We start from the raw sequence: 22,146 nt of genomic DNA, 5'->3' as shown, positions 1-22,146 counted from the left end.
GATTCTAAGGTCTTCTTTTTATGAGTGTTGGGATTTACTTTTAATAACTTTTGAGTTATAATTTGTTTAAAAAGCCAAGCGTGAACTGAAGGACATAAAAGAAAGAGGGTTAAGTGATGAAGAATAGTGCCATTGGAAGTAATTGGAAGGATGTCCGAACAGAACTCTTTACCAAGGAAGAAATTCTTGAAAGTGATATGCGAGTGGCTATTATGAGTGAGTTGATTGAGGCTAGACATGAGCAAGGTATCAGTCAGAAAAAGCTAGAGGAACTCAGTGGAGTAAGCCAGCCTGTTATAGCTAGAATGGAGACAGGAAAGACTAGTCCTCAGTTGGATACGGTCTTAAAAGTCTTAGCCAGTTTAGGAAAGACACTAGCAGTTGTTCCACTTGAACAGGAAAAAAATTGATAGGGATGAAATTCCTTGGATTTCTAAAATCATCCACTGGACAATTTCATCTCCCGTCCGCACTTTTTTAGGTAAATATCAGAATTACAAAAGAAAACCAACCTATAGTCTTTTCTAATAACAAGCCATAGTCACTTATAAGAAACATAAATAGCTCGTTTGAGCATTCTAACTAAAATATAGCTATAAAACAAGAATATAGCTATAAAACAAGTTATACAAAGGATTTGAGACATTTGTTTCAAGTCTTTTTCTTTTGATCAAAAGAGTGATATAGTTTCAAACTATATCAAAGCCTAATTTTTTACAATTATACAGGTGCTTTCTTTTCTGTTAAGATAGTTTCAATAACAAATTTTGGAGGACACATCATGTCAACTACGATCATCGGTTTCCCTCGTTTGGGTGAATTCCGCGAATTAAAATTTACAACTGAAAAATATTTTAGAAAAGAAATCTCAGAAGAAGAACTCTTGGCAGCAGCAAAAGAATTGCGTGCTAAACACTGGAACATCGTCAAAGAAAAAGGCATCACTGAAATCCCATCAAATGACTTTTCTCACTATGACAACTTCCTTGATGCTGCTTTCCTTTTCAACGTAGTTCCTGCATCAGTACAAAACTTAGAATTATCTGATCTTGAGCGTTACTTTGCTTTGGGTCGTGGTTACCAAGGAGAAAAAGGGGATGTTCGTGCCCTTCCGATGAAGAAATGGTTCAACACCAACTACCACTACATCGTTCCTAAATTTGAAAAAGACACTCAAGTTAAATTGGCTGGTCACAAGATTTTTGATGAGTTCCAAGAAGCAAAAGAACTTGGTCTCAACACTCGTCCAGTCCTTGTAGGTCCGTTCACTTTCCTTCAATTGTCAGACTTTGAAGACGGTGTGAAAGCAGAAGACTTCGTAGATAGCTTAGTAGCTGCTTACCAAGAAGTTTTTGCTAAATTGGCGGAGCTTGGTGCGACTCGTATCCAATTGGACGAAGCAGATCTTGTCAAAGACTTGACAGCTGAAGAAAAGGCTCTTTTCTTGAACCTCTACAACAAACTCTTGGCTGACAAAAAAGGTCTTGAAGTCTTGCTTCAAACTTACTTCGGAGACGTTCGTGACATTTACGCTGACCTTGTGAACTTGCCAGTAGATGCCATTGGTCTTGACTTCGTTGAAGGTAAGAAAACTCTTGAACTCGTTAAAAGTGGTTTCCCAGCTGACAAGACTCTCTATGCAGGTATCGTCAATGGTAAGAACATCTGGCGCAACAACTACGAAAAGAGCTTGGCTGTTCTTGAGCAAATCCCAGCTGAAAACATTGTTTTGACAAGCTCATGCTCACTTCTTCATGTGCCATTTACAACTGCTAACGAAGAATTTGAACCAGCTATCTTGAACCACTTTGCTTTTGCAGTTGAAAAATTGGATGAGATTCGTGATTTGGATGCTATCCGCAATGGTCAAGGCGCAGAGGCTCTTGCAGCAAACAAAGAACTCTTTGCGACTGAACGTGTTGGTGAAAATGCGGAACTTCGTGCGCGCATCGCTGGATTGACAGACGCTGACTACACTCGTTTGCCAGCCTTTTCAGAGCGTGAAGCTATCCAAGAAGAAGCCTTTAAACTTCCAGCTCTTCCAACAACAACCATCGGTTCATTCCCTCAAACAAAAGAAGTCCGTGCTAAACGTTTGGCCTTCCGTAAGGGTGAATTATCACAAGAAGAATACGATGCCTTCCTTGCTGAAACCATCGACGAATGGATCAAATGGCAAGAAGAAGTTGGATTTGACGTGCTTGTACACGGTGAGTTCGAGCGTAACGACATGGTTGAGTACTTCGGTCAAAACTTGTCAGGTTACCTCTTCTCTAAGAATGGTTGGGTACAATCATACGGTATGCGTGGGGTGAAACCACCAATCATCTGGGGTGATGTGACTCGTCTCAACCCAATCACTGTGAAATGGTCTAGCTACGCACAAAGCCGTACTGACAAACCTGTTAAGGGTATGTTGACAGGACCTGTTACCATCCTTAACTGGTCATTCCCACGTGAAGACATCTCTATCAAGGATTCTACTCTTCAAATCGCCCTTGCCATCAAGGATGAAGTTCTTGACCTTGAAGCTGCAGGTGTGAAAATCATCCAAATCGACGAAGCTGCTCTCCGTGAGAAATTGCCACTTCGTCGTAGCGACTGGTACGAAGACTACCTTGACTGGGCTATTCCAGCCTTCCGCTTGGTACACTCAACAGTAGCGCCAGACACACAAATCCACACTCACATGTGTTACTCAGAATTTACAGATATCATCCCAGCTATCGACAACATGGATGCGGACGTTATTTCTTTTGAAGCAAGCCGTTCAAACCTTGAAATCTTGGACGAACTCAAAGCGAAAAACTTCCAAACAGAAGTGGGACCTGGGGTTTACGATATCCACTCTCCTCGTGTGCCAAATGAAGGAGAAATCGACCACACAATTGATGCCATCCTTGCCAAAGTACCAAGCAAGAAAGTTTGGATCAACCCTGACTGTGGTTTGAAAACACGTGGTATTCCAGAAACAAAAGAAAGCTTGATCCGTCTTGTCGAAGCAGCAAAAGCTGCGCGTGAGAAATTGTAAGATTCGATTTCTCTCTTGACACTGACTGATCAAGGAACTGCTTGGACCTAGCTGCTCAGCAATCATGAAATCAAAAAGAAAAGGATAATGACTATGTCACGCCAAACGCCGTCACTTTCATTTGAAGTGTTCCCTCCAAACCCAGCTGTGGGTAATGATAATATTATTTCAGCCTTGCAGGATATGCGGGAGCTGACACCGCACTTTATCAGTGTGACCGCCAGCAATAATAAATTTAATATCAAGGAAACAACGGTTCGTTTGGCTGACTTTATCCAGAATGACTTGGCGATTCCAACCATTGCCCACTTGCCAGCTATCTATCTGACCAAGGACAAGGTTGCTGAAACCATTGCAGACTTGGATAAGGTTGGGGTACAGAAAATCTTGGCTTTGCGTGGGGATATTATCCCTGATGTGGAACCACAAAAGGATTTCCGCTACGCAACGGATTTGATCGAGTTCATCAAGGAACAAGCTCCTCACTTTGATATTGTTGGTGCTTGCTACCCAGAGGGGCACCCTGACTCGCCAAACCAGATCTCGGATATTCAAAATCTCAAGAAGAAAGTGGACGCAGGCTGTTCAAGCCTTGTAACGCAACTTTTCTTTGACAATGAGCGCTTCTATGATTTCCAAGACAAGTGTACCTTGGCAGGGATTGATGTTCCTATTCATGCGGGGATTATGCCTATTCTTAACCGTAACCAAGCGCTTCGTCTCTTGAAAACATGTGAGAATATCCATCTTCCACGTAAATTTAAGGCCATCTTGGACAAGTATGAGCATGACCCTGAGTCGCTCAGAGCAGCAGGACTTGCCTATGCAGTGGATCAGATCGTGGACTTGGTAACCCAGGATGTCGCAGGTGTGCATCTCTACACCATGAACAATGCTGAAACAGCAAAATACATCCACCAAGCAACCCATGCCTTGTTTAACCATCAGTCTTTGGGGTAATCGATTCTTTAACCACTGAGACGACAGCTTGTCATTTACTTGCTTTTAAATGAAAAATGACAGTTGCGAAAGCCAAAGAATTTGCTAAATAAAATAAACAACAAACCATTCCTCTTTTCATGGGGGAATGGTTCCTTTTTAATAGAAAAGCCCGTACTTTTTAAGAAAAATATGATAAAATAGACTCTGTACGTACTTGATACAAAGATGAGGGTATTTAGGTTGTAGAAGTTTGTTTAAAGTGGATTATTTTTTAAACAAAATATGATAATAGGTGTCTCAAAAAAACTACTTAATTGAATTTTGGTCTCATTTCTTAGGAAAAAAGATAAGCTTCCTAGCACTCATCGAGTGCGGCGTCACCTTCCTATTTTTCTACAGAAATGTTCGGCAAGCCGAACCGTCCAAAATATCTTGATTAATTGAACACGCCTACAACTCTGTGGAAAAAGATAAATCTACCTAGGAGCAGTCGCTCCGTCGTTCGATTTCCTATTTTCCTTTGAGTTGCTTAACGGCTTAGTATCTTGATGAATTGAACCCGGCCGAAAAGCTGTGTAAAAAAGATAAACTGTCTTGTCTTCATCGAAGACTTCGTCAGTTTCCTATTTTTACTTTGCTTTTGACGTCCTTGGTATCTTGATCTTTGTAGGCAAGGCGTATAATTTCATCAATCCAAAGGGGATTAACATGACAAAACAAGTGTTTCAAACGACTTTTGCGGGTCGTGAGTTGGTTGTAGAGACTGGTCAGGTTGCTAAGCAAGCAAATGGCTCTGTTGTCGTGCGTTACGGTGAGTCAACTGTCTTGACTGCAGCCGTGATGTCTAAGAAAATGGCAACTGGGGATTTCTTCCCACTTCAAGTCAACTACGAAGAAAAAATGTATGCAGCTGGGAAGTTTCCTGGTGGCTTTATGAAACGTGAAGGACGTCCTTCAACAGATGCGACTTTGACAGCGCGTTTGATTGACCGTCCCATCCGTCCAATGTTTGCGGAAGGTTTCCGTAACGAAGTGCAAGTGATCAACACCGTGCTTTCTTATGATGAAAATGCCTCTGCTCCAATGGCGGCTATGTTTGGTTCATCTTTAGCGCTTTCTATTTCAGATATTCCGTTTGACGGACCTATTGCTGGGGTACAAGTAGGCTATGTAGATGGCCAAATCATCATCAACCCTACTCAAGAACAGGCAGAGCAATCTCTTCTTGAATTGACAGTAGCTGGGACTAAACACGCTATCAACATGGTGGAGTCTGGTGCCAAAGAATTGTCAGAAGAAATCATGTTGGAAGCCCTTCTGAAAGGGCACGAAGCAGTCAAAGAATTGATTGCCTTCCAAGAAGAAATCGTTGCTGCAATTGGTAAAGAAAAAGCAGAAGTTGAATTGCTTCATGTAGATGCTGAATTGCAAGCTGAAATCATCGCAGCCTATAACAGTGATCTCCAAAAAGCGGTCCAAGTAGAAGAAAAATTGGCTCGTGAAGCTGCAACTCAAGCAGTTAAAGACCAAGTGACTGCTGTTTACGAAGAAAAATATGCAGACCACGAAGAATTTGACCGTATTATGCGTGATGTGGCTGAAATCTTGGAACAAATGGAACACGCAGAAGTGCGTCGTTTGATTACAGAAGACAAGGTTCGTCCTGACGGCCGTAAGGTCGATGAAATCCGTCCATTGGATGCGGTTGTTGACTTCCTTCCTCGCGTACACGGTTCAGGTCTCTTCACTCGTGGGCAAACTCAAGCCCTTTCAGTCTTGACCTTAGCCCCAATGGGGGAAACTCAAATCATCGATGGTTTGGATCCAGAGTACAAGAAACGCTTTATGCACCATTATAACTTCCCTCAATACTCTGTAGGGGAAACAGGTCGTTACGGTGCACCAGGTCGTCGTGAAATCGGTCACGGTGCTCTTGGTGAGCGTGCCCTTGCTCAAGTCTTGCCAAGTTTGGAAGAATTCCCATACGCTATCCGTCTGGTAGCAGAAGTCTTGGAATCAAATGGTTCTTCATCTCAGGCTTCTATCTGTGCGGGAACGCTTGCCCTTATGGCTGGTGGTGTGCCGATCAAGGCACCAGTAGCTGGTATTGCCATGGGTCTCATCTCTGATGGAAATAACTACACTGTATTGACAGATATCCAAGGTTTGGAAGACCACTTTGGAGACATGGACTTTAAGGTAGCAGGTACTCGTGAGGGGATTACAGCCCTTCAAATGGATATCAAGATCCAAGGGATTACTGCAGAAATCTTGACAGAAGCTCTTGCTCAAGCTAAGAAAGCGCGTTTTGAAATCCTTGATGTGATTGAAGAAACGATTCCAGAAGTTCGTCCAGAATTGGCTCCAACTGCTCCGAAGATTGATACCATCAAGATTGATGTGGATAAGATCAAGATTGTCATCGGTAAAGGTGGAGAAACGATTGACAAGATTATCGCTGAAACAGGCGTTAAGATTGATATCGACGAAGAAGGAAATGTATCTATCTACTCTAGTGACCAAGATGCCATTAACCGTGCCAAAGAAATCATTGCTGGCTTGGTTCGTGAGGCTAAAGTAGATGAAGTTTACCATGCCAAGGTTGTTCGTATCGAGAAATTCGGTGCCTTTGTTAACCTCTTTGACAAGACAGATGCCCTCGTTCACATTTCGGAAATGGCTTGGACGCGTACTAATAATGTCGAAGACTTGGTGGCTATTGGAGACGAAGTCGATGTCAAAGTTATCAAGATTGATGAAAAAGGACGTGTTGATGCTTCTATGAAAGCTCTTCTTCCTCGTCCACCAAAACCTGAGCGTGATGAAAAAGGTGAAAAGTCTGAACGTCCTCACCGTCCACGTCATCACAAGGACCACAAACCGAAGAAAGAATTTACACATAAACCAAAAGATTCAGAATAAGAAAGGAGAAATGTATGGGATGGTGGCGCGAAACCATTGATATCGTAAAAGAAAATGATCCAGCGGCGCGCACCACTTTGGAGGTTCTACTGACCTATCCAGGTGTCAAGGCCTTGGCTGCCCACCGTCTCTCGCATTTTCTCTGGAAGCACGGCTTTAAACTTCTAGCTCGTATGCACAGTCAGTTTTGGCGCTTTTGGACTCAGATTGAGATCCATCCAGGTGCTCAGATAGAATCAGGTGTCTTTATCGACCATGGTTCTGGCTTGGTGATTGGAGAGACAGCGATTGTTGAGAAGGGCGTTCTTCTCTATCACGGAGTAACTCTTGGGGGAACTGGAAAAGACTGTGGGAAACGCCATCCGACCGTTCGCAAGGGAGCCCTCATATCGGCTCATGCCCAAGTTATTGGACCAGTGGAAATCGGCGAAAATGCTAAGGTCGGTGCTGCAGCAGTTGTTGTGGCAGATGTTCCTAGTGATGTGACGGTTGTCGGAATTCCTGCTAAAATTGTCCGAGTTCATGGACAGAAGGATGAGCCGACTATCCACGAAGTCGAAGAAAAACGGGAGTACTACGTCAATAAACTCGAGCATGCCCGTGAAGCCAGCCACAGATCGTCGGGGTTGTAGAGGATACCTATATGATTCAAGCAAGAAATAAGTTGAGCCAAGAAGAGTTATTTGAAGCGAAAAAACTAATTAACTGTTGCCAAGCCTATGATGGAACTTATCGTGATCCCTATCTTTCTAACATGCTTAATTTTGACCCAAATATGCCGGCCTTTTTCCTTTATTATGAAAAAGGCGAACTTGTTGGTCTCTTAACTGTCTATGCTGATGATCAAGATGTGGAAGTGACGATACTGGTTCATCCAGAACATCGCCGACAGAGAATTGCGCGTGCTTTGTTTACTAGTTTTGAGAAAGGAACGGCTTCTTTCCCCATTCGGTCAGTCACCTTTCAGACAGAACGTATTTTTTTAGAGAATCATCCTGACTTTGCCAGTAACTGGGGACTAATCGAGGATGAAGAGACAGAAACTTGGTTAGGTAAGGATAGAAGACCTTATCCGTTAGTAACTGTTTCTAATCTTGAAGTTTTGTTAGCAGATAGTTCATTTCAGAATCAAATTAGTCAGTTGAAGTTTCAGGTATTTTCAGAGGAACATGAATCGAGAGAAGTTGTGGATCGATATGTCGCCGAAGCTCTGAAGGATCCAGAAAGTCGCCTATATGTTTTATTAAAAGACGGTCAGGTTATTGGAACTTGTACAGTTGATTTATCGAGTCATACGAATTACTTCTATGGCTTAGCAATAGCTGAGCTTGAACGCGGGCAAGGCTACGGAAGCTATCTAGCAAAATCCCTTGTCAATAAACTGATTGAGCAAAATGACAAGGAGTTTCAGATTGCCGTGGAAGATAGCAATGTAGGTGCCAAACGTTTGTATGAAAAAATTGGCTTTGTCAAACAGACCCAGGTGGTTTATCTGAAAGCAAAAGTGTAGAACTAGAAAGGTAACTACAAGAATGGCAGTATATTTTTACGGCTGTATCACCATGGATGGCTACTTGGCAGACAGCCAGCACAGGATAGACTGGCTGCATCAGCTTAGTTCTGTAGAGGATACAGGATATGATGACTTTTACAGGCAAATGGATATCACCATCATGGGCAAGCGGACCTTTGAGGAAATCCAAGATTTGCAAGATGTAGAAAGTTTTTATCAAGCTACGGAAAACTATGTCTTTACGCATGATAGGCACCTGCCTGTCAGCAATTACCAGCCAGTAGCTGGGGATGTGGTGGACTTTGTTCACCAGATTGACAAAGGCAAAAATGTCTTTGTGATTGGTGGTAATTCCTTGGTAGGACCGCTCTTGGATGCGGATCTTTTCGACCACCTCATTATTCAGATAGCGCCCCTTATCCTAGGAAAGGGGGTTCCCCTCTTTACCCAAGAGGAAGGGCAGCGCTTTTACCAACTGGATAGCCTCAGACAATTTGGCCCTTTTGCAGAGCTGGTTTTCAGCCGAAAAAGTCAGAAATAGAGAAGGGAGTGGACCGCATGATTAAAATTTACGACACCATGTCTCGTGATTTGCGAGAATTTGTCCCAATCGAGGACGGTAAGGTTAAGATGTATGTCTGTGGGCCTACGGTCTACAACTATATCCACGTTGGCAATGCCCGCTCAACAGTAGCTTTTGACACTGTTCGCCGCTATTTTGAGTATCGGGGATTTGAGGTCAATTATATTTCCAATTTTACAGATGTAGATGATAAGATTATCAATCGCGCCAAGGAAGAAGGCATCACACCTCAGGAGGTTGCGGACAAGTACATCGCGGCCTTTCGTGAGGATGTGACGGCCTTGGGCGTGAAACCTGCGACTCGCCATCCACGAGTAGTCGAGTTTATGGCTGACATTATCCGCTTTGTGGAAGACTTGATTGAAAAAGGCTTTGCCTACGAGAGTCAAGGGGATGTATACTTCCGTGTGGAAAAATCTCATAACTATGCCAAGTTAGCCAATAAAACCTTGGAAGATTTGGAGCTGGGTGCTTCAGGTCGTACCGATGAAGAAACGGCTCGTAAGGAAAATCCTGTAGATTTTGCCCTTTGGAAAGCTGCAAAACCAGGTGAGATTTCTTGGGACAGTCCTTGGGGACCTGGTCGTCCAGGCTGGCATATCGAGTGTTCGGTCATGTCGACAGAGATTTTGGGAGATACCATTGATATTCACGGTGGTGGAGCCGATCTGGAGTTTCCGCATCATACCAATGAAATTGCCCAGTCAGAAGCTAAAACAGGTAAGACTTTTGCCAACTACTGGATGCACAACGGCTTTGTCAATATCGACAATGTCAAGATGTCCAAGTCTTTGGGCAACTTTATCACTGTCCATGATGCCCTCAAAACCATTGATGGGCAAGTTCTTCGATTCTTCTTTGCCACTCAGCATTACCGCAAGCCTATCAACTTTACAGAAAAAGCAGTGCGGGATGCCGAGACCAATCTCAAGTATCTGAAAAATACCTACGAACAACCATTTACTGGGACTGTCGATGTTCAAGAGTTGCAAGACTTTAAAGATAAGTTTGTAGCGGCTATGGATGAGGACTTTAACGCTGCCAATGGTATCACAGTTGTCTTTGAAATGGCCAAATGGATCAATTCAGGCAACTATGATGCAAGTGTCAAGGAAGCTCTTGCGGCCATGTTAGAGGTCTTCGGAATTGTCTTTGTCGAGGAAGTTTTGGATGCAGAAATTGAAGCCTTAATCCAAAAACGTCAAGATGCGCGTGCGAATCGCGACTTTGCGACAGCAGACCAAATCCGTGACCAATTGGCTGCTCAAGGGATTAAGCTCCTTGACACCAAAGATGGAGTGAGGTGGACACGTGATTGATGTCAATCTCATTAATGGGATTGCGCTAGCCTTTGAAGGAGATGCGGTGTATTCTATGTATATTCGTCGTCACCTCATCCTCAAAGGCATGACCAAGCCCAATAAACTCCACCAAGAGGCGACCAAGTATGTGTCTGCCAAGGCTCAGGCTCGCCTGATTGCCCTGATGTTGGAGGAGCAAGCCCTTACGGAAAAAGAAGAAGAAATTTATAAACGCGGTCGCAATACCAATAGCCACACAAAGGCTAAAAATGCGGATGTCGTAACTTATCGCATGTCTACAGGTTTTGAAGCAGTGATGGGCTATCTCCATCTGACTGAAAATGTGGAGCGTCTAGAGACCATAATTGCTTGGTGCATCCAAAAAGTAGAGGGCTAGAATATGATTGCAAAGGAATTACAAGACTGGTTTCCTGAAGCTCAGATTTCAGATCAGCCGATTGAGAAACCAGGCTATCTTACTCTCCCTTTAGCTTCTCAGCAGTGGATTTTACTGGAAGAGGCGAATCTCAGTGAACGTGAAAAGCAATTAATTGCTCTTTTGACCCAACAGGAGCAGGCTCGTTCGCTCAATCCTTGGTATTCCTATCTGATCGAGGGAAAGGGGCAGGCACCTCAAACTTTTAAAAAGATTCAACTGGTTTATTGCCATCTATCCTATTACCAACAGGAAAATCTAGCCTCTTGGCTGGATATGATGCAGACCCTCTTTCCTAACTGCCAGACAGTGTTTCAGGTCGGAGTTCAGGACTATGTTTTTGTTCTCCAGCAAGATAAATACAGCTCTGTACGCTCAATCTTATCCGATACGATTGAGGCAGTGGAGTATGACTTTGGTCTTCGTCTGTCGATCATGTTAGGCCAGGTTTGGCCTCAGACAGGCCCTCAAGCCCTATCAGACTTGATCAAAGCGGAGCGAGATTTGTTTAAGACTTGGTGGCGTCAGGGGCATCAAGGTGTACATACCTTTTCACAGCTCTATCTTTGGAGTATGGGAGAAAGGATTGTGGACCTGAGAGTCATTAAAGATTGCCTGCACCAGATGATTTTGGACCAGGACCAGATTCAGGAAATTATCCTTTCTCTCTGGGAAAACAGTGCCGTCCTAACTAAAACGGCCCAGCAACTCTATCTGCACCGCAACTCTCTCCAATACAAGATTGATAGATGGGAAGAATTGACAGGGCTTCAGTTGAAGGAGTTAACGGATCTTACCTTGTGTTATCAGTTGATTTTACCAGATATTCTTTAAAGTTTTGTGCAAGTTGCACAGAACTTTTTTATTTTTTTGGTCACCTTGCCATAGAAATGTAAAGCGTTTTCATTTATAATAAAACTATCAAAAGACAAAAGGAGTTCACCTCGATGGTAGAATTAAATCTTAAAAACATTTACAAAAAATATCCAAATAGCGAACACTACTCAGTTGAAGACTTCAACTTGGACATCAAAGACAAGGAATTTATCGTTTTCGTAGGTCCTTCAGGATGTGGTAAATCAACAACTCTTCGTATGATCGCTGGTCTTGAAGACATTACAGAAGGTACTGCATCTATCGATGGCGTGGTTGTCAACGACGTAGCTCCAAAAGACCGTGATATCGCCATGGTATTCCAAAACTACGCTCTTTACCCACACATGACTGTATATGACAACATGGCTTTTGGTTTGAAATTGCGTAAATACAGCAAAGAAGATATCGACAAACGTGTACAAGAAGCTGCAGCAATCCTTGGCTTGAAAGAGTTCTTGGATCGTAAACCAGCTGACCTTTCAGGTGGTCAACGTCAACGTGTTGCCATGGGTCGTGCGATCGTCCGTGATGCAAAAGTGTTCTTGATGGACGAGCCTTTGTCAAACTTGGATGCCAAACTTCGTGTATCTATGCGTGCTGAAATTGCGAAGATCCACCGTCGTATCGGTGCTACAACCATCTACGTAACGCACGACCAAACAGAAGCGATGACTCTTGCGGACCGTATCGTTATCATGTCAGCAACTAAGAACCCTGCTGGTACAGGTACTATCGGACGTGTAGAACAAATCGGTACCCCTCAAGAAGTTTACAAAAACCCAGTTAACAAATTCGTAGCAGGATTCATCGGAAGCCCAGCTATGAACTTCATCAACGTGAAATTGGTTGGTGGTGAAATTGTTTCTGACGGTTTCCGCTTGAAAGTTCCAGAAGGAGCTTTGAAAGTTCTTCGTGATAATGGCTACGAAGGTAAAGAATTGATCTTCGGTATCCGTCCAGAAGATGTGAATGCAGAACCTGCTTTCCTTGAAACATTCCCAGAATCAGTTGTCAAAGCAACTATCTCTGTATCAGAATTGCTTGGTTCAGAATCTCACCTTTACTGCCAAGTTGGTAAAGACGAATTTGTTGCAAAAGTGGATGCTCGTGACTACTTGCAAACAGGTGCAACAGTTGAACTTGGATTTGACTTGAACAAAGCACACTTCTTCGATGTAGAAACTGAAAAAACTGTCTACTAAGCAAATGAAATGTCAAAACACTGCTAGAGAAATCTGGTAGTGTTTTTTTAATGATTGGTATTGGCATAAAAACAGAGCTTTTCTAGTTTTCATATCCTTAAAAAAGTGATAAAATGGTAGGAAGAATTGGAGAGTATAGATGCCGAAAGAAGTGAATTTGACGGGCGATCAGGTAGTCGCTTTAACGAGAGAATATTTAACAAAGGAAGACGTTGCTTTTGTACAAAAAGCATTGATTTACGCAGTTGATTGTCATAGTGGGCAGTTTCGGAAATCAGGTGAGCCCTATATTATCCATCCCATTCAGGTAGCAGGAATTCTGGCTAAGCTCAAGCTGGATGCCGTAACCGTTGCCTGCGGTTTTTTACATGACGTTGTTGAAGACACAGATGCGACACTGGATGATCTAGAGAGAGAGTTCGGTCATGATGTTCGGATTATCGTTGATGGTGTGACCAAGCTTGGTAAGGTTGAGTACAAATCACTCGAGGAACAATTGGCTGAAAATCACCGCAAGATGCTTATGGCCATGTCTGAGGATATTCGCGTTATCTTAGTTAAATTATCGGACCGTTTGCACAATATGCGGACTCTCAAACACCTGCGAAAGGACAAGCAAGAACGGATCTCCAGAGAAACCATGGAAATCTATGCACCACTTGCTCATCGTCTGGGGATTTCCAGTGTCAAGTGGGAGTTAGAAGATCTATCTTTCCGTTACCTCAATCCAACTGAGTTTTACAAGATCACTCACATGATGAAGGAGAAACGCAGAGAACGTGAGGCTTTGGTCGATGAAGTCGTAACCAAGTTGGAGGACTATGCTACCGAACGCAATCTCAAAGGGAAAATCTATGGTCGTCCTAAGCATATCTATTCGATCTACCGCAAGATGCAGGATAAGAAGAAACGCTTTGAGGAAATTTATGACCTGATTGCCATTCGCTGTATCTTAGATACCCAGAGCGATGTTTACGCCATGTTGGGTTATGTGCATGAACTTTGGAAACCTATGCCAGGCCGCTTCAAAGACTATATCGCTAATCGTAAGGCCAATGGATACCAGTCTATCCATACGACCGTTTATGGACCAAAAGGGCCAATTGAATTCCAGATTCGGACCAAGGAAATGCACGAAGTGGCTGAGTATGGGGTAGCAGCTCACTGGGCATATAAGAAAGGTATTAAAGGGCAGGTCAACAGCAAGGAATCTGCTATTGGGATGAACTGGATTAAGGAGATGATGGAGCTCCAAGACCAGGCTGATGATGCCAAGGAATTTGTGGACTCTGTTAAAGAAAACTATCTGGCGGAGGAGATTTACGTCTTTACTCCAGATGGTGCAGTTCGCTCCCTTCCGAAAGATTCAGGACCGATTGACTTTGCCTATGAAATTCATACCAAAGTCGGTGAAAAAGCGACTGGTGCCAAGGTCAATGGCCGTATGGTTCCGCTAACAACCAAGCTTAAGACAGGGGATCAGGTTGAAATTATCACCAACCCCAACTCCTTTGGACCGAGTCGTGACTGGCTCAACATGGTCAAGACCAGCAAGGCGCGCAACAAGATTCGTCAGTTCTTTAAAAATCAAGACAAGGAATTATCCGTTAACAAGGGCCGTGAAATGTTGATGGCCCAATTCCAAGAAAACGGTTATGTGGCCAATAAATTCATGGACAAGCGTCACATAGACGAGGTCCTTCAAAAGACCAGCTACAAGACAGAGGAGGCTCTCTATGCAGCTATTGGTTTTGGAGAAATTGGCGCTATTACGGTCTTTAACCGTTTGACTGAAAAGGAACGTCGTGAGGAAGAACGCGCTAAGGCCAAGGCGGAAGCAGAAGAGCTTGTCAAAGGTGGCGAAGTTAAGGTTGCAAACAAAGAAACCCTCAAGGTCAAGCATGAGGGTGGTGTGGTCATTGAAGGAGCCTCAGGTCTCCTAGTACGGATTGCTAAGTGTTGTAATCCAGTTCCGGGTGACGACATTGTTGGCTACATTACCAAGGGTCGTGGTGTAGCTATTCACCGTGTGGACTGTATGAATCTCCGTGCCCAAGAAAACTACGAGCAACGTCTCCTTGATGTGGAATGGGAAGATCAATTCTCAAGCAAGGAATACACCGCCCACATTGATATCTATGGTCTCAACCGTACAGGTCTCTTAAATGATGTTCTGCAAGTTCTTTCCAACACCACTAAGAATATCTCAACAGTTAACGCCCAACCAACCAAGGATATGAAATTTGCCAATATCCATGTGTCTTTTGGAATTTCAAACCTTTCTATGCTGACAACGGTCGTAGACAAAATCAAGAGTGTGCCTGAGGTCTACTCTGTCAAACGGACCAACGGCTAATTCTCCCCTCAGTTACTAGAAAGGCTATTATGAAAATCATTATCCAACGGGTTAAAAAAGCCCAAGTCAGTATCGAAGGTCAGGTTCATGGAAAAATCAATCAGGGACTCTTATTGTTGGTCGGTGTAGGCCCAGAGGACCAAGAGGAAGATTTGAACTATGCTGTGAGAAAACTGGTCAACATGCGGATTTTTCCAGATGCAGAAGGCAAGATGAACCTGTCTGTCAAAGATATTGAAGGAGAAATCCTTTCTATTTCTCAGTTTACCCTCTTTGCAGATACCAAGAAGGGCAATCGTCCAGCCTTTATAGGTGCAGCCAAGCCGGATATGGCAACTACCTTTTATGAGGCTTTCAACCAAAATCTAGCTCAGGAAGTGCCCGTTCAGACAGGTATTTTTGGAGCGGATATGCAGGTGGAGCTGGTCAATGACGGACCAGTCACCATTATCCTTGATACTAAAAATAGATAAGAAAACCAAGCCTAGTGGCTTGGTTTTTGTTTATAGACACTCCCAGAAAGAGACGTGTTTGTCGTAAAAGTCTGGATAGTTTTCTCTTAGGTGGCTAGCTGTTATATAATATAAAGTAGAATGACAGGAAGTAAAGACTGGAGTAAGAGAGTAGAAATGTTGAGGGCCAGTGATGGTTAAAAAGAGAAAAAATAGAAGGTCAACGGAGAGAATCCCTAAGTAATAAAGGCGAATTTTTTTGTTCATCTGAGGATAAATCTCAGAGAACTGTTTTTTGAGTCGGAGGACCAAGCGAGACAGCAGTAGTCCCTGAGCAAGGATGAAAATAAAACCAGAGAGTAGGAGCCAGTCCAAAGATGTCTCGGATTTGGTGTAAAAAAATGTAAATAGTAGTAGCAAATCGGAGACTGCAATGGCTGCGAAGTGTAGTCTAAAGAGCTTTTTCATAGGAAGACCTCCCTCTTTTATCTAGCTTTATTCTACACCAAATGAATGGGACTTACAACTAAAATGATAAAAAATCCCTGAAAGGAACTTCTTTCAGGAATAAGGGTTAGTTGATTTTTTCGACATAGAGTTGTTTTGCGATATCGATGCTAACTTGGAGATCTTCACCTTTGTTGACCAGTGTAAAGCTATTGGAAAAGCTATCAAACTGCTTGACCTGGAGTTGGTCACTAATATGAATCTCATACTTTTCTAAGTATTTAAGCAGATCAAAGCTATCGTGAACCCGAGTCAGGAGGTAGGTACCGGCTTCTTTGGTCTCTGCTAGTGGTAAGTTGTTGATTTCGACCAAGAGTTCTCCCTCGGCTGGTATGGTTCCACCGTGGGGACAGGTTTTAGGGAAGCCCAGTAGTTTATCCAGTCTCTTTACAAATAGGTCAGAGACAGTGTGCTCTAGGACCTCAGCTTCTTCGTGGATCTGATCGCTAGTATAGTCGAGATGGTGAACTAGAAAGACTTCAATCAACCGGTGTTTGCGATAGAGTTCTGAGACCAGTTTGAGGCCAATATCTGTCAATAGATAGCCGTTCTCCTTATCCTTGAGGATGAGATTTTCACTTTTCATGCGTTTGATCATCTCTGTTACGGCAGGCGGAGAGACCTGCATACGGGCAGCAATTTCTTTATTGGTGATTTTCTGCATCTCCGTACCGATTTCATAAATACATTTTAGGTAGTCTTCTTTATTTGGAGTCATTCGTTTCCTCTTGTCTTTTCTCTCCATCTAGTATATCAAAAAAAGCTAGATTTCTCTAGCCTTCTGCCATAATGGTTTTGATTTTAGTCCAACTCTTTAACAGCGGCAATAGCAGCTTCAAAGTCTGGTTCTGTGTTGATGTTGTCAACGTATTCTACGTAACGGATGACATTATCAGTGTCGAGAACAAAGACAGCACGTGCAAGGAGATGCCATTCGTTGATCAAGAGGGCATAATCGCGCCCGAAAGAATGGTCAAAGTAGTCTGAAAGCATGATGGCATTGTCAAGGCCTTCAGCTCCACACCAGCGTCCTTGAGCAAATGGTAGGTCCATAGAAACAGTAAGAACGACGGTATTGTCGAGGTTAGCTAGTTCTTGGTTGAATCGACGTGTTTGCGTTGAGCAGATACCAGTATCGATAGAAGGGACAACACTCAAGACTTTTTTCTTTCCATCAAAGTCAGCTAGCGTTTTTTTAGAGAGATCGGTTGTCGTAAGAGAAAAGTCAAGTGCCTTGTCTCCGACTTGCAGTTGTTTACCTGTAAAGGTTACAGGATTTCCGAGAAAAGTGGTCATGAAACTACTCCATTCTTTTTTCTTTTATTTTACCGAGAATTGTCAGATTTTTCCAATGATTTGACTGGAAAGTGTAAAAAAACGCCTGTTCATGTGAGAACGACGTTTTTTAGTGGATTACTTAGACAAACCTTCAGCAATCTTGTCAAGGTTGTATTTCATCATGTTGTAGTAGCTGTCGCCTTCTTTCCCTTCTTCAGCGATTGAGTCAGTAAAGATTTGCGCGTAAATTGGGATGTTTGTGTCTTGTGAAACAGTCTTCATTGGACGGTCGTCGACACTTGATTCAACAAAGAGTGATGGAACTTTTGTTTGGCGAAGTTTTTCAACCAAGGTCTTGATTTGTTCCGGTGTACCTTCTTCTTCCGTGTTGATTTCCCAGATGTAGGCACTTGGGACACCGTAGGCTTTAGAGAAGTACTTGAATGCTCCTTCGCTGGTTACAATGAGTTTCTTTTCAGCAGGGATGTTATTAAATTTATCCTTACTTTCTTTATCAAGTTTGTCTAACTTATCAGTATATTCTTTGAGATTTTTTTCATAGAATTCCTTGTTGTTAGGATCTTTAGCACTCAATTGTTTGGCGATATTTTTAGCAAAGATAATTCCATTTTCAAGGTTAAGCCAAGCGTGTGGGTCTTCTTTTCCTTTTTCATTTTTTCCTTCAAGGTAGATAACTTCAACCCCTTCACTGACTGCAAAGTAGTCTTTGTTTTCAGTCTTCTTTGCATTTTCTACCAATTTGGTAAACCAGGCATTGCCACCTGTTTCAAGGTTGATACCGTTATAGAAAATGAGATCAGCCTCAGAAGTTTTCTTAACATCTTCAGGGAGTGGTTCGTATTCGTGTGGGTCTTGTCCAATCGGAACGATACTGTGAAGATCAATCTTGTCACCAGCAATATTTTTAGTAATATCAGCGATGATTGAATTTGTAGCAACAACTTTTAGTTTTTGACCAGAAGCTGCATCTTTTTTTCCGCTAGCACATGCTACAAGAGCAATGACAGAAAGAAAGAGAACGAACAATGTACCTAATTTTTTCATTAGATCCTCCAATTTATTGGGGCTTTACCCCTTATTTTAACAAATGTTTATTTTTCAGCTTCAAATATCGTTGCTTAGGAGAGATAAAGAAACTGATTAAAAAGAAGCTGGCGGATGTGAGCACGATGCTGGATCCTGCTGCGAGATTGAAGCTATAGCCGATAAAGAGTCCCACAACAGAAGCTAGGGCTCCTAGACTTGATGAAAGAAAAATCATGCTCTTTAGGCTATTAGCATAGAGATAAGCTGTCGCAGCTGGAGTGATTAGCATGGCCACGATAAGAATGGTTCCAACACTTTGCATGGCAGTGACTGACACAAGGGTCAAGAGCACCATGAGCAGGTAGTGGTAGAAATTGACGGGCATTCCCATGGCTTTAGCCAAAAGCTCGTCAAAGGATGTAATCAATAGTTGTTTAAAGAAAATCCCAATAATCAAGAGAATCAATGCCCCCACACCGATGGTGATCCACATGTCCGTATCTTGGACAGCGAGGATATTCCCAAAAAGGATATGAAAGAGGTCTGTCGAACTCTTGGCAACACTAATCAAGATGACACCTAAGGCTAAGAAAGATGAAAAGGTAATACCAATGGCAGTGTCACTCTTGATGATAGAGTTTCCCTTGATGTAGGTAATGATGATGGAAGCCATCAAACCAAAGATGATCGCTCCGATAAAGAAATCAATTCCCAAGATAAAGGAAAGGGCTACGCCGGGCAAAACTGCGTGAGAGATGGCATCCCCCATGAGAGACATTCCGCGTAGGATGATAAAACATCCCACGGCTCCAGCAACCACCCCGATGACTATAGCTGTTATCAGGGCATTTTGTAGGAAATGGAAATTTTGTAATCCATCGATAAATTCTGCTATCATAGGTCACCTCCATTAAAGAAGAGCTTGCTACCATAAGCTTTTTTGAGATTGACTTCGGTAAAGGTTTCTTTAGTCGGACCAAAGTCTATTAGTTCTCGATTGAGAAGCAGAACTTGGTCGAAATAATGGGGGACTTTGCTGAGGTCATGATGCACGATGAGAACTGTTTTACCAGCTTTTTTAAGATCTCTCAGCGTGTTCATGATAATCTCTTCACTAACCGAATCAATCCCGACAAATGGCTCATCTAGAAAGATGTAGTCTGCTTCTTGTACTAAGCAGCGGGCAATCAACACACGTTGAAATTGTCCGCCTGAGAGCTGGCTAATTTGGCGATCAGCATAGTCTGAGAGCCCAACGATTTCAAGTGCATCTGCCACTTTTTGCCAGTGGCTGGCCTTTAAGGTGTGAAAGAGTGGGATGGATGGATAGAGTCCCAGAGAGACGCATTCCTTGACCTTGATAGGGAAATTGTAGTCGATATGGATTTTTTGCTCGACATAGGCAACTCGATGTAAAGATTTCTTGAATTCTTTGTCATCAAGAAAGGCCTGACCTTCATGTGGGATAATTCCCAACATACTTTTTAATAAAGTTGATTTTCCAGCACCGTTTGGACCAATAATTCCGGTAATAGTTGGTCCTTGGAGCACTAGTGAAATATCCTTTAGTGCCAACGTTTCTTTGTAGGAGACACTGAGGTTTTCGATACGTATCATACAGTTGTTTTCCTCCTGCCTTTTAATATACCTTAAAAAAAAAATTAAGTCAAGTTAATTTTTGAAAAATTTAAAATAATAACTGAAAAATGAAGAGAAAAGAGAGACCATTTTTAATTGCATTCCCAAGTGTTTTTTGCTAAGCTAAGAATAAGTGAAAAAATGAAAGCGAGAACAAGATGACACGTTATCAAGACGATTTTTATGATGCAATCAATGGCGAATGGGAAAAGACAGCTGTCATTTCATCTGACAAATCTCGAACAGGTGGCTTTATTGACCTTGATGAGGAGATTGAAGAGTTAATGCTGGCAACTACGGACAAGTGGTTGGCGGGTGAGGATGTTCCAGAGGATGCCATCCTCGCAAACTTTGTTAAGTACCATCGTATGGTACGTGATTTTGATAAGAGGGAAGCAGATGGGATCGAGCCCGTTTTGCCTATGCTAAAGGAATACCAAGATTTGGAGAGCTTTGCAGATTTCACCAGCAAACTAGCAGAATTTGAACTAGCAGGGAAGCCAAACTTCCTTCCATTTGGTGTATCACCAGACTTTATGGATGCCAGAACCAATGTTCTCTGGGCAAGTGCACCAGGAACTATTTTGCCAGATACGACTTACTATGCTGAAGACCATCCTCAACGTGAGGAGCTCTTGGCTCTTTGGAAGGAAAGTACTACGAATCTTCTCAAAGCCTATGATTTTTCAGATGAGGAAATCGCAGACTTACTAGAGAAACGATTAGAATTGGACCGTCGCATTGCGGCTGTGGTACTTTCTAACGAAGAAAGTTCAGAATATGCCAAACTTTACCATCCATATGTCTATGAAGATTTCAAAAAGTTTGCCCCTGCCCTACCTCTAGATGACTTCTTCCAAGCAGTTCTTGGACAAACTCCAGATAAGGTTATCGTAGACGAGGAACGTTTCTGGCAAGCAGCAGATCAATTTTATAGTGAAGAAGCTTGGCCTTTGCTTAAGGCAACCTTGATTTTGGCTGTGGTCAATCTCTCAACAAGCTATCTCACAGATGAGATTCGTGTCCTATCAGGTGCCTATGGTCGCGCCCTTTCAGGTGTTCCAGAAGCTCAGGATAAGGTCAAGGCAGCTTATCACTTGGCCCAAGGTCCTTTCAAGCAAGCTCTGGGTATCTGGTACGCGCATGAAAAATTCTCCCCAGAAGCCAAGGCAGACGTAGAGAAAAAAGTAGCGACAATGATTGACGTTTATAAGGAACGTTTGGCTAAGAACGACTGGCTCACGCCTGAAACGCGTGACAAGGCCATTGTCAAACTCAATGTCATCAAGCCTTATATCGGTTATCCAGAGGAATTGCCAGAACGCTACAAGAACAAAGTCGTGGACGAAACTGCCAGTCTCTTTGAAAATGCTCTAGCCTTTGCGCGTGTGGAAATCAAGCACAGCTGGAGTAAGTGGAACCAACCGGTTGACTACAAGGAGTGGGGTATGCCTGCTCACATGGTTAATGCCTACTACAATCCTCAGAAGAACTTGATTGTCTTCCCAGCAGCTATTTTACAGGCTCCATTCTATGACTTGCATCAGTCGTCTTCTGCTAACTACGGTGGTATTGGTGCTGTTATTGCTCACGAGATTTCTCACGCCTTTGACACAAATGGTGCGTCCTTTGATGAAAATGGTAGTCTTAAGGATTGGTGGACAGAGAGCGACTATGCTGCCTTCAAGGAAAAGACTCAGAAAGTTATCGACCAGTTTGATGGTCAAGAATCTTACGGAGCAAGGATCAACGGAAAACTAACCGTATCAGAAAACGTTGCCGACCTAGGAGGAATTGCTGCAGCCCTTGAAGCTGCCAAGAGAGAAGCAGACTTCTCTGCCGAAGAATTCTTCCACAACTTTGCTCGTATCTGGCGTATGAAAGGCCGTCCGGAGTTGATGAAACTCATGGCCAGTGTCGATGTGCACGCGCCAGCTAAGCTCCGTGTCAATGTCCAAGTACCAAACTTTGATGACTTCTTTACAACCTATGATGTCCAAGAAGGCGATGGTATGTGGCGTTCACCAGAGGACCGTGTGATTATTTGGTAAAGTAAGTCCCT

Annotated in this window: 20 protein-coding genes; 14 read left to right on the top strand and 6 right to left on the bottom strand. The window is 43.0% G+C overall.

The genetic code is table 11. The features are described 5' to 3' along the window. The first annotated feature begins 116 nt into the window (after positions 1-116). The 13 genes from ACLV7H_RS07740 to dtd all read left to right on the top strand — a co-directional run bounded on the left by ACLV7H_RS07740 (position 117) and on the right by dtd (position 15,635). Positions 117-410: a helix-turn-helix domain-containing protein gene (locus tag ACLV7H_RS07740; protein WP_061421306.1), complete on the top strand. Its 294-nt coding sequence runs from the start codon at positions 117-119 to the stop codon at positions 408-410. Positions 411-781: 371 nt separating this feature from the next. After that, positions 782-3,031 (top strand): 5-methyltetrahydropteroyltriglutamate--homocysteine S-methyltransferase, encoded by a 2,250-nt coding sequence (gene metE / locus ACLV7H_RS07735; protein ID WP_411866827.1) that lies wholly within the window; start codon positions 782-784, stop codon positions 3,029-3,031. Positions 3,032-3,124: 93 nt separating this feature from the next. Beyond that, the gene (metF, locus tag ACLV7H_RS07730) at positions 3,125-3,991 is read left to right on the top strand and encodes a methylenetetrahydrofolate reductase [NAD(P)H] (protein WP_411867079.1); all 867 of its coding nucleotides are present in this window, start codon (positions 3,125-3,127) and stop codon (positions 3,989-3,991) included. Between the two features lie 690 nt (positions 3,992-4,681). Then, a complete protein-coding gene (gene pnp, locus ACLV7H_RS07725; RefSeq protein WP_411866826.1) occupies positions 4,682-6,895 on the top strand; it encodes a polyribonucleotide nucleotidyltransferase in 2,214 nt (737 codons plus the stop codon). A gap of 14 nt (positions 6,896-6,909) precedes the next feature. Beyond that, positions 6,910-7,527 carry a serine O-acetyltransferase gene (gene cysE / locus ACLV7H_RS07720; protein WP_000539989.1) on the top strand — a complete coding sequence of 206 codons (618 nt, stop codon included), beginning with the start codon at positions 6,910-6,912 and terminating at the stop codon, positions 7,525-7,527. Positions 7,528-7,538: 11 nt separating this feature from the next. Then, positions 7,539-8,405, top strand: a complete 867-nt coding sequence (locus tag ACLV7H_RS07715) for a GNAT family N-acetyltransferase (protein ID WP_000613640.1) — start codon at positions 7,539-7,541, stop codon at positions 8,403-8,405. 22 nt (positions 8,406-8,427) lie between these two features. Continuing rightward, entirely contained in the window at positions 8,428-8,949 is a 522-nt protein-coding gene (locus tag ACLV7H_RS07710) for a dihydrofolate reductase family protein (RefSeq protein WP_000301983.1), read from the top strand. A 17-nt stretch (positions 8,950-8,966) separates the two neighbouring features. Continuing rightward, positions 8,967-10,310, top strand: a complete 1,344-nt coding sequence (gene cysS / locus ACLV7H_RS07705; protein ID WP_411866825.1) for a cysteine--tRNA ligase — start codon at positions 8,967-8,969, stop codon at positions 10,308-10,310. Beyond that, entirely contained in the window at positions 10,303-10,689 is a 387-nt protein-coding gene (locus ACLV7H_RS07700; RefSeq protein ID WP_212576323.1) for a Mini-ribonuclease 3, read from the top strand. Before cysS ends, ACLV7H_RS07700 begins: the two co-directional genes overlap by 8 nt. Positions 10,690-10,692: 3 nt before the next feature. After that, on the top strand, positions 10,693-11,562 hold the full coding sequence (locus tag ACLV7H_RS07695; RefSeq protein WP_411866824.1) for a helix-turn-helix domain-containing protein: 870 nt from the start codon (positions 10,693-10,695) through the stop codon (positions 11,560-11,562). A 113-nt stretch (positions 11,563-11,675) separates the two neighbouring features. Continuing rightward, entirely contained in the window at positions 11,676-12,806 is a 1,131-nt protein-coding gene (locus ACLV7H_RS07690; RefSeq protein ID WP_045590518.1) for an ABC transporter ATP-binding protein, read from the top strand. A 139-nt stretch (positions 12,807-12,945) separates the two neighbouring features. Continuing rightward, the gene (locus ACLV7H_RS07685) at positions 12,946-15,162 is read left to right on the top strand and encodes a RelA/SpoT family protein (protein ID WP_045590520.1); all 2,217 of its coding nucleotides are present in this window, start codon (positions 12,946-12,948) and stop codon (positions 15,160-15,162) included. A 29-nt stretch (positions 15,163-15,191) separates the two neighbouring features. Beyond that, the gene (gene dtd / locus ACLV7H_RS07680; protein ID WP_411866823.1) at positions 15,192-15,635 is read left to right on the top strand and encodes a D-aminoacyl-tRNA deacylase; all 444 of its coding nucleotides are present in this window, start codon (positions 15,192-15,194) and stop codon (positions 15,633-15,635) included. 30 nt (positions 15,636-15,665) lie between these two features. Here dtd and ACLV7H_RS07675 read toward each other — a convergent pair whose 3' ends face one another. The 6 genes from ACLV7H_RS07675 to ACLV7H_RS07650 all read right to left on the bottom strand — a co-directional run bounded on the left by ACLV7H_RS07675 (position 15,666) and on the right by ACLV7H_RS07650 (position 20,063). Then, positions 15,666-16,082: a hypothetical protein gene (locus tag ACLV7H_RS07675; protein WP_411866822.1), complete on the bottom strand. Its 417-nt coding sequence runs from the start codon at positions 16,080-16,082 to the stop codon at positions 15,666-15,668. A 106-nt stretch (positions 16,083-16,188) separates the two neighbouring features. Continuing rightward, positions 16,189-16,839 (bottom strand): metal-dependent transcriptional regulator, encoded by a 651-nt coding sequence (locus ACLV7H_RS07670; protein WP_411866821.1) that lies wholly within the window; start codon positions 16,837-16,839, stop codon positions 16,189-16,191. Positions 16,840-16,922: 83 nt separating this feature from the next. After that, positions 16,923-17,417 carry a thiol peroxidase gene (gene tpx, locus ACLV7H_RS07665; RefSeq protein WP_000206539.1) on the bottom strand — a complete coding sequence of 165 codons (495 nt, stop codon included), beginning with the start codon at positions 17,415-17,417 and terminating at the stop codon, positions 16,923-16,925. Positions 17,418-17,534: 117 nt separating this feature from the next. Then, a complete protein-coding gene (gene psaA, locus ACLV7H_RS07660; protein ID WP_045590532.1) occupies positions 17,535-18,464 on the bottom strand; it encodes a metal ABC transporter substrate-binding lipoprotein/adhesin PsaA in 930 nt (309 codons plus the stop codon). A 31-nt stretch (positions 18,465-18,495) separates the two neighbouring features. After that, positions 18,496-19,344: a metal ABC transporter permease subunit gene (locus tag ACLV7H_RS07655; RefSeq protein WP_411866820.1), complete on the bottom strand. Its 849-nt coding sequence runs from the start codon at positions 19,342-19,344 to the stop codon at positions 18,496-18,498. Then, entirely contained in the window at positions 19,341-20,063 is a 723-nt protein-coding gene (locus tag ACLV7H_RS07650; protein WP_411866819.1) for a metal ABC transporter ATP-binding protein, read from the bottom strand. Before ACLV7H_RS07650 ends, ACLV7H_RS07655 begins: the two co-directional genes overlap by 4 nt. Positions 20,064-20,242: 179 nt before the next feature. Between ACLV7H_RS07650 and ACLV7H_RS07645 the strand changes: the two genes are divergently transcribed. Then, positions 20,243-22,135, top strand: a complete 1,893-nt coding sequence (locus ACLV7H_RS07645) for a M13 family metallopeptidase (RefSeq protein WP_411866818.1) — start codon at positions 20,243-20,245, stop codon at positions 22,133-22,135. Positions 22,136-22,146: the final 11 nt, after the last annotated feature.

This window comes from Streptococcus oralis (genome assembly GCF_965111685.1).
Classification (GTDB): Bacteria; Bacillota; Bacilli; order Lactobacillales; family Streptococcaceae; genus Streptococcus; species Streptococcus oralis_B.
The sequence above is the reverse complement of the archived record's forward strand: the minus strand, read 5'-3'. Positions and strand labels throughout refer to the sequence as shown.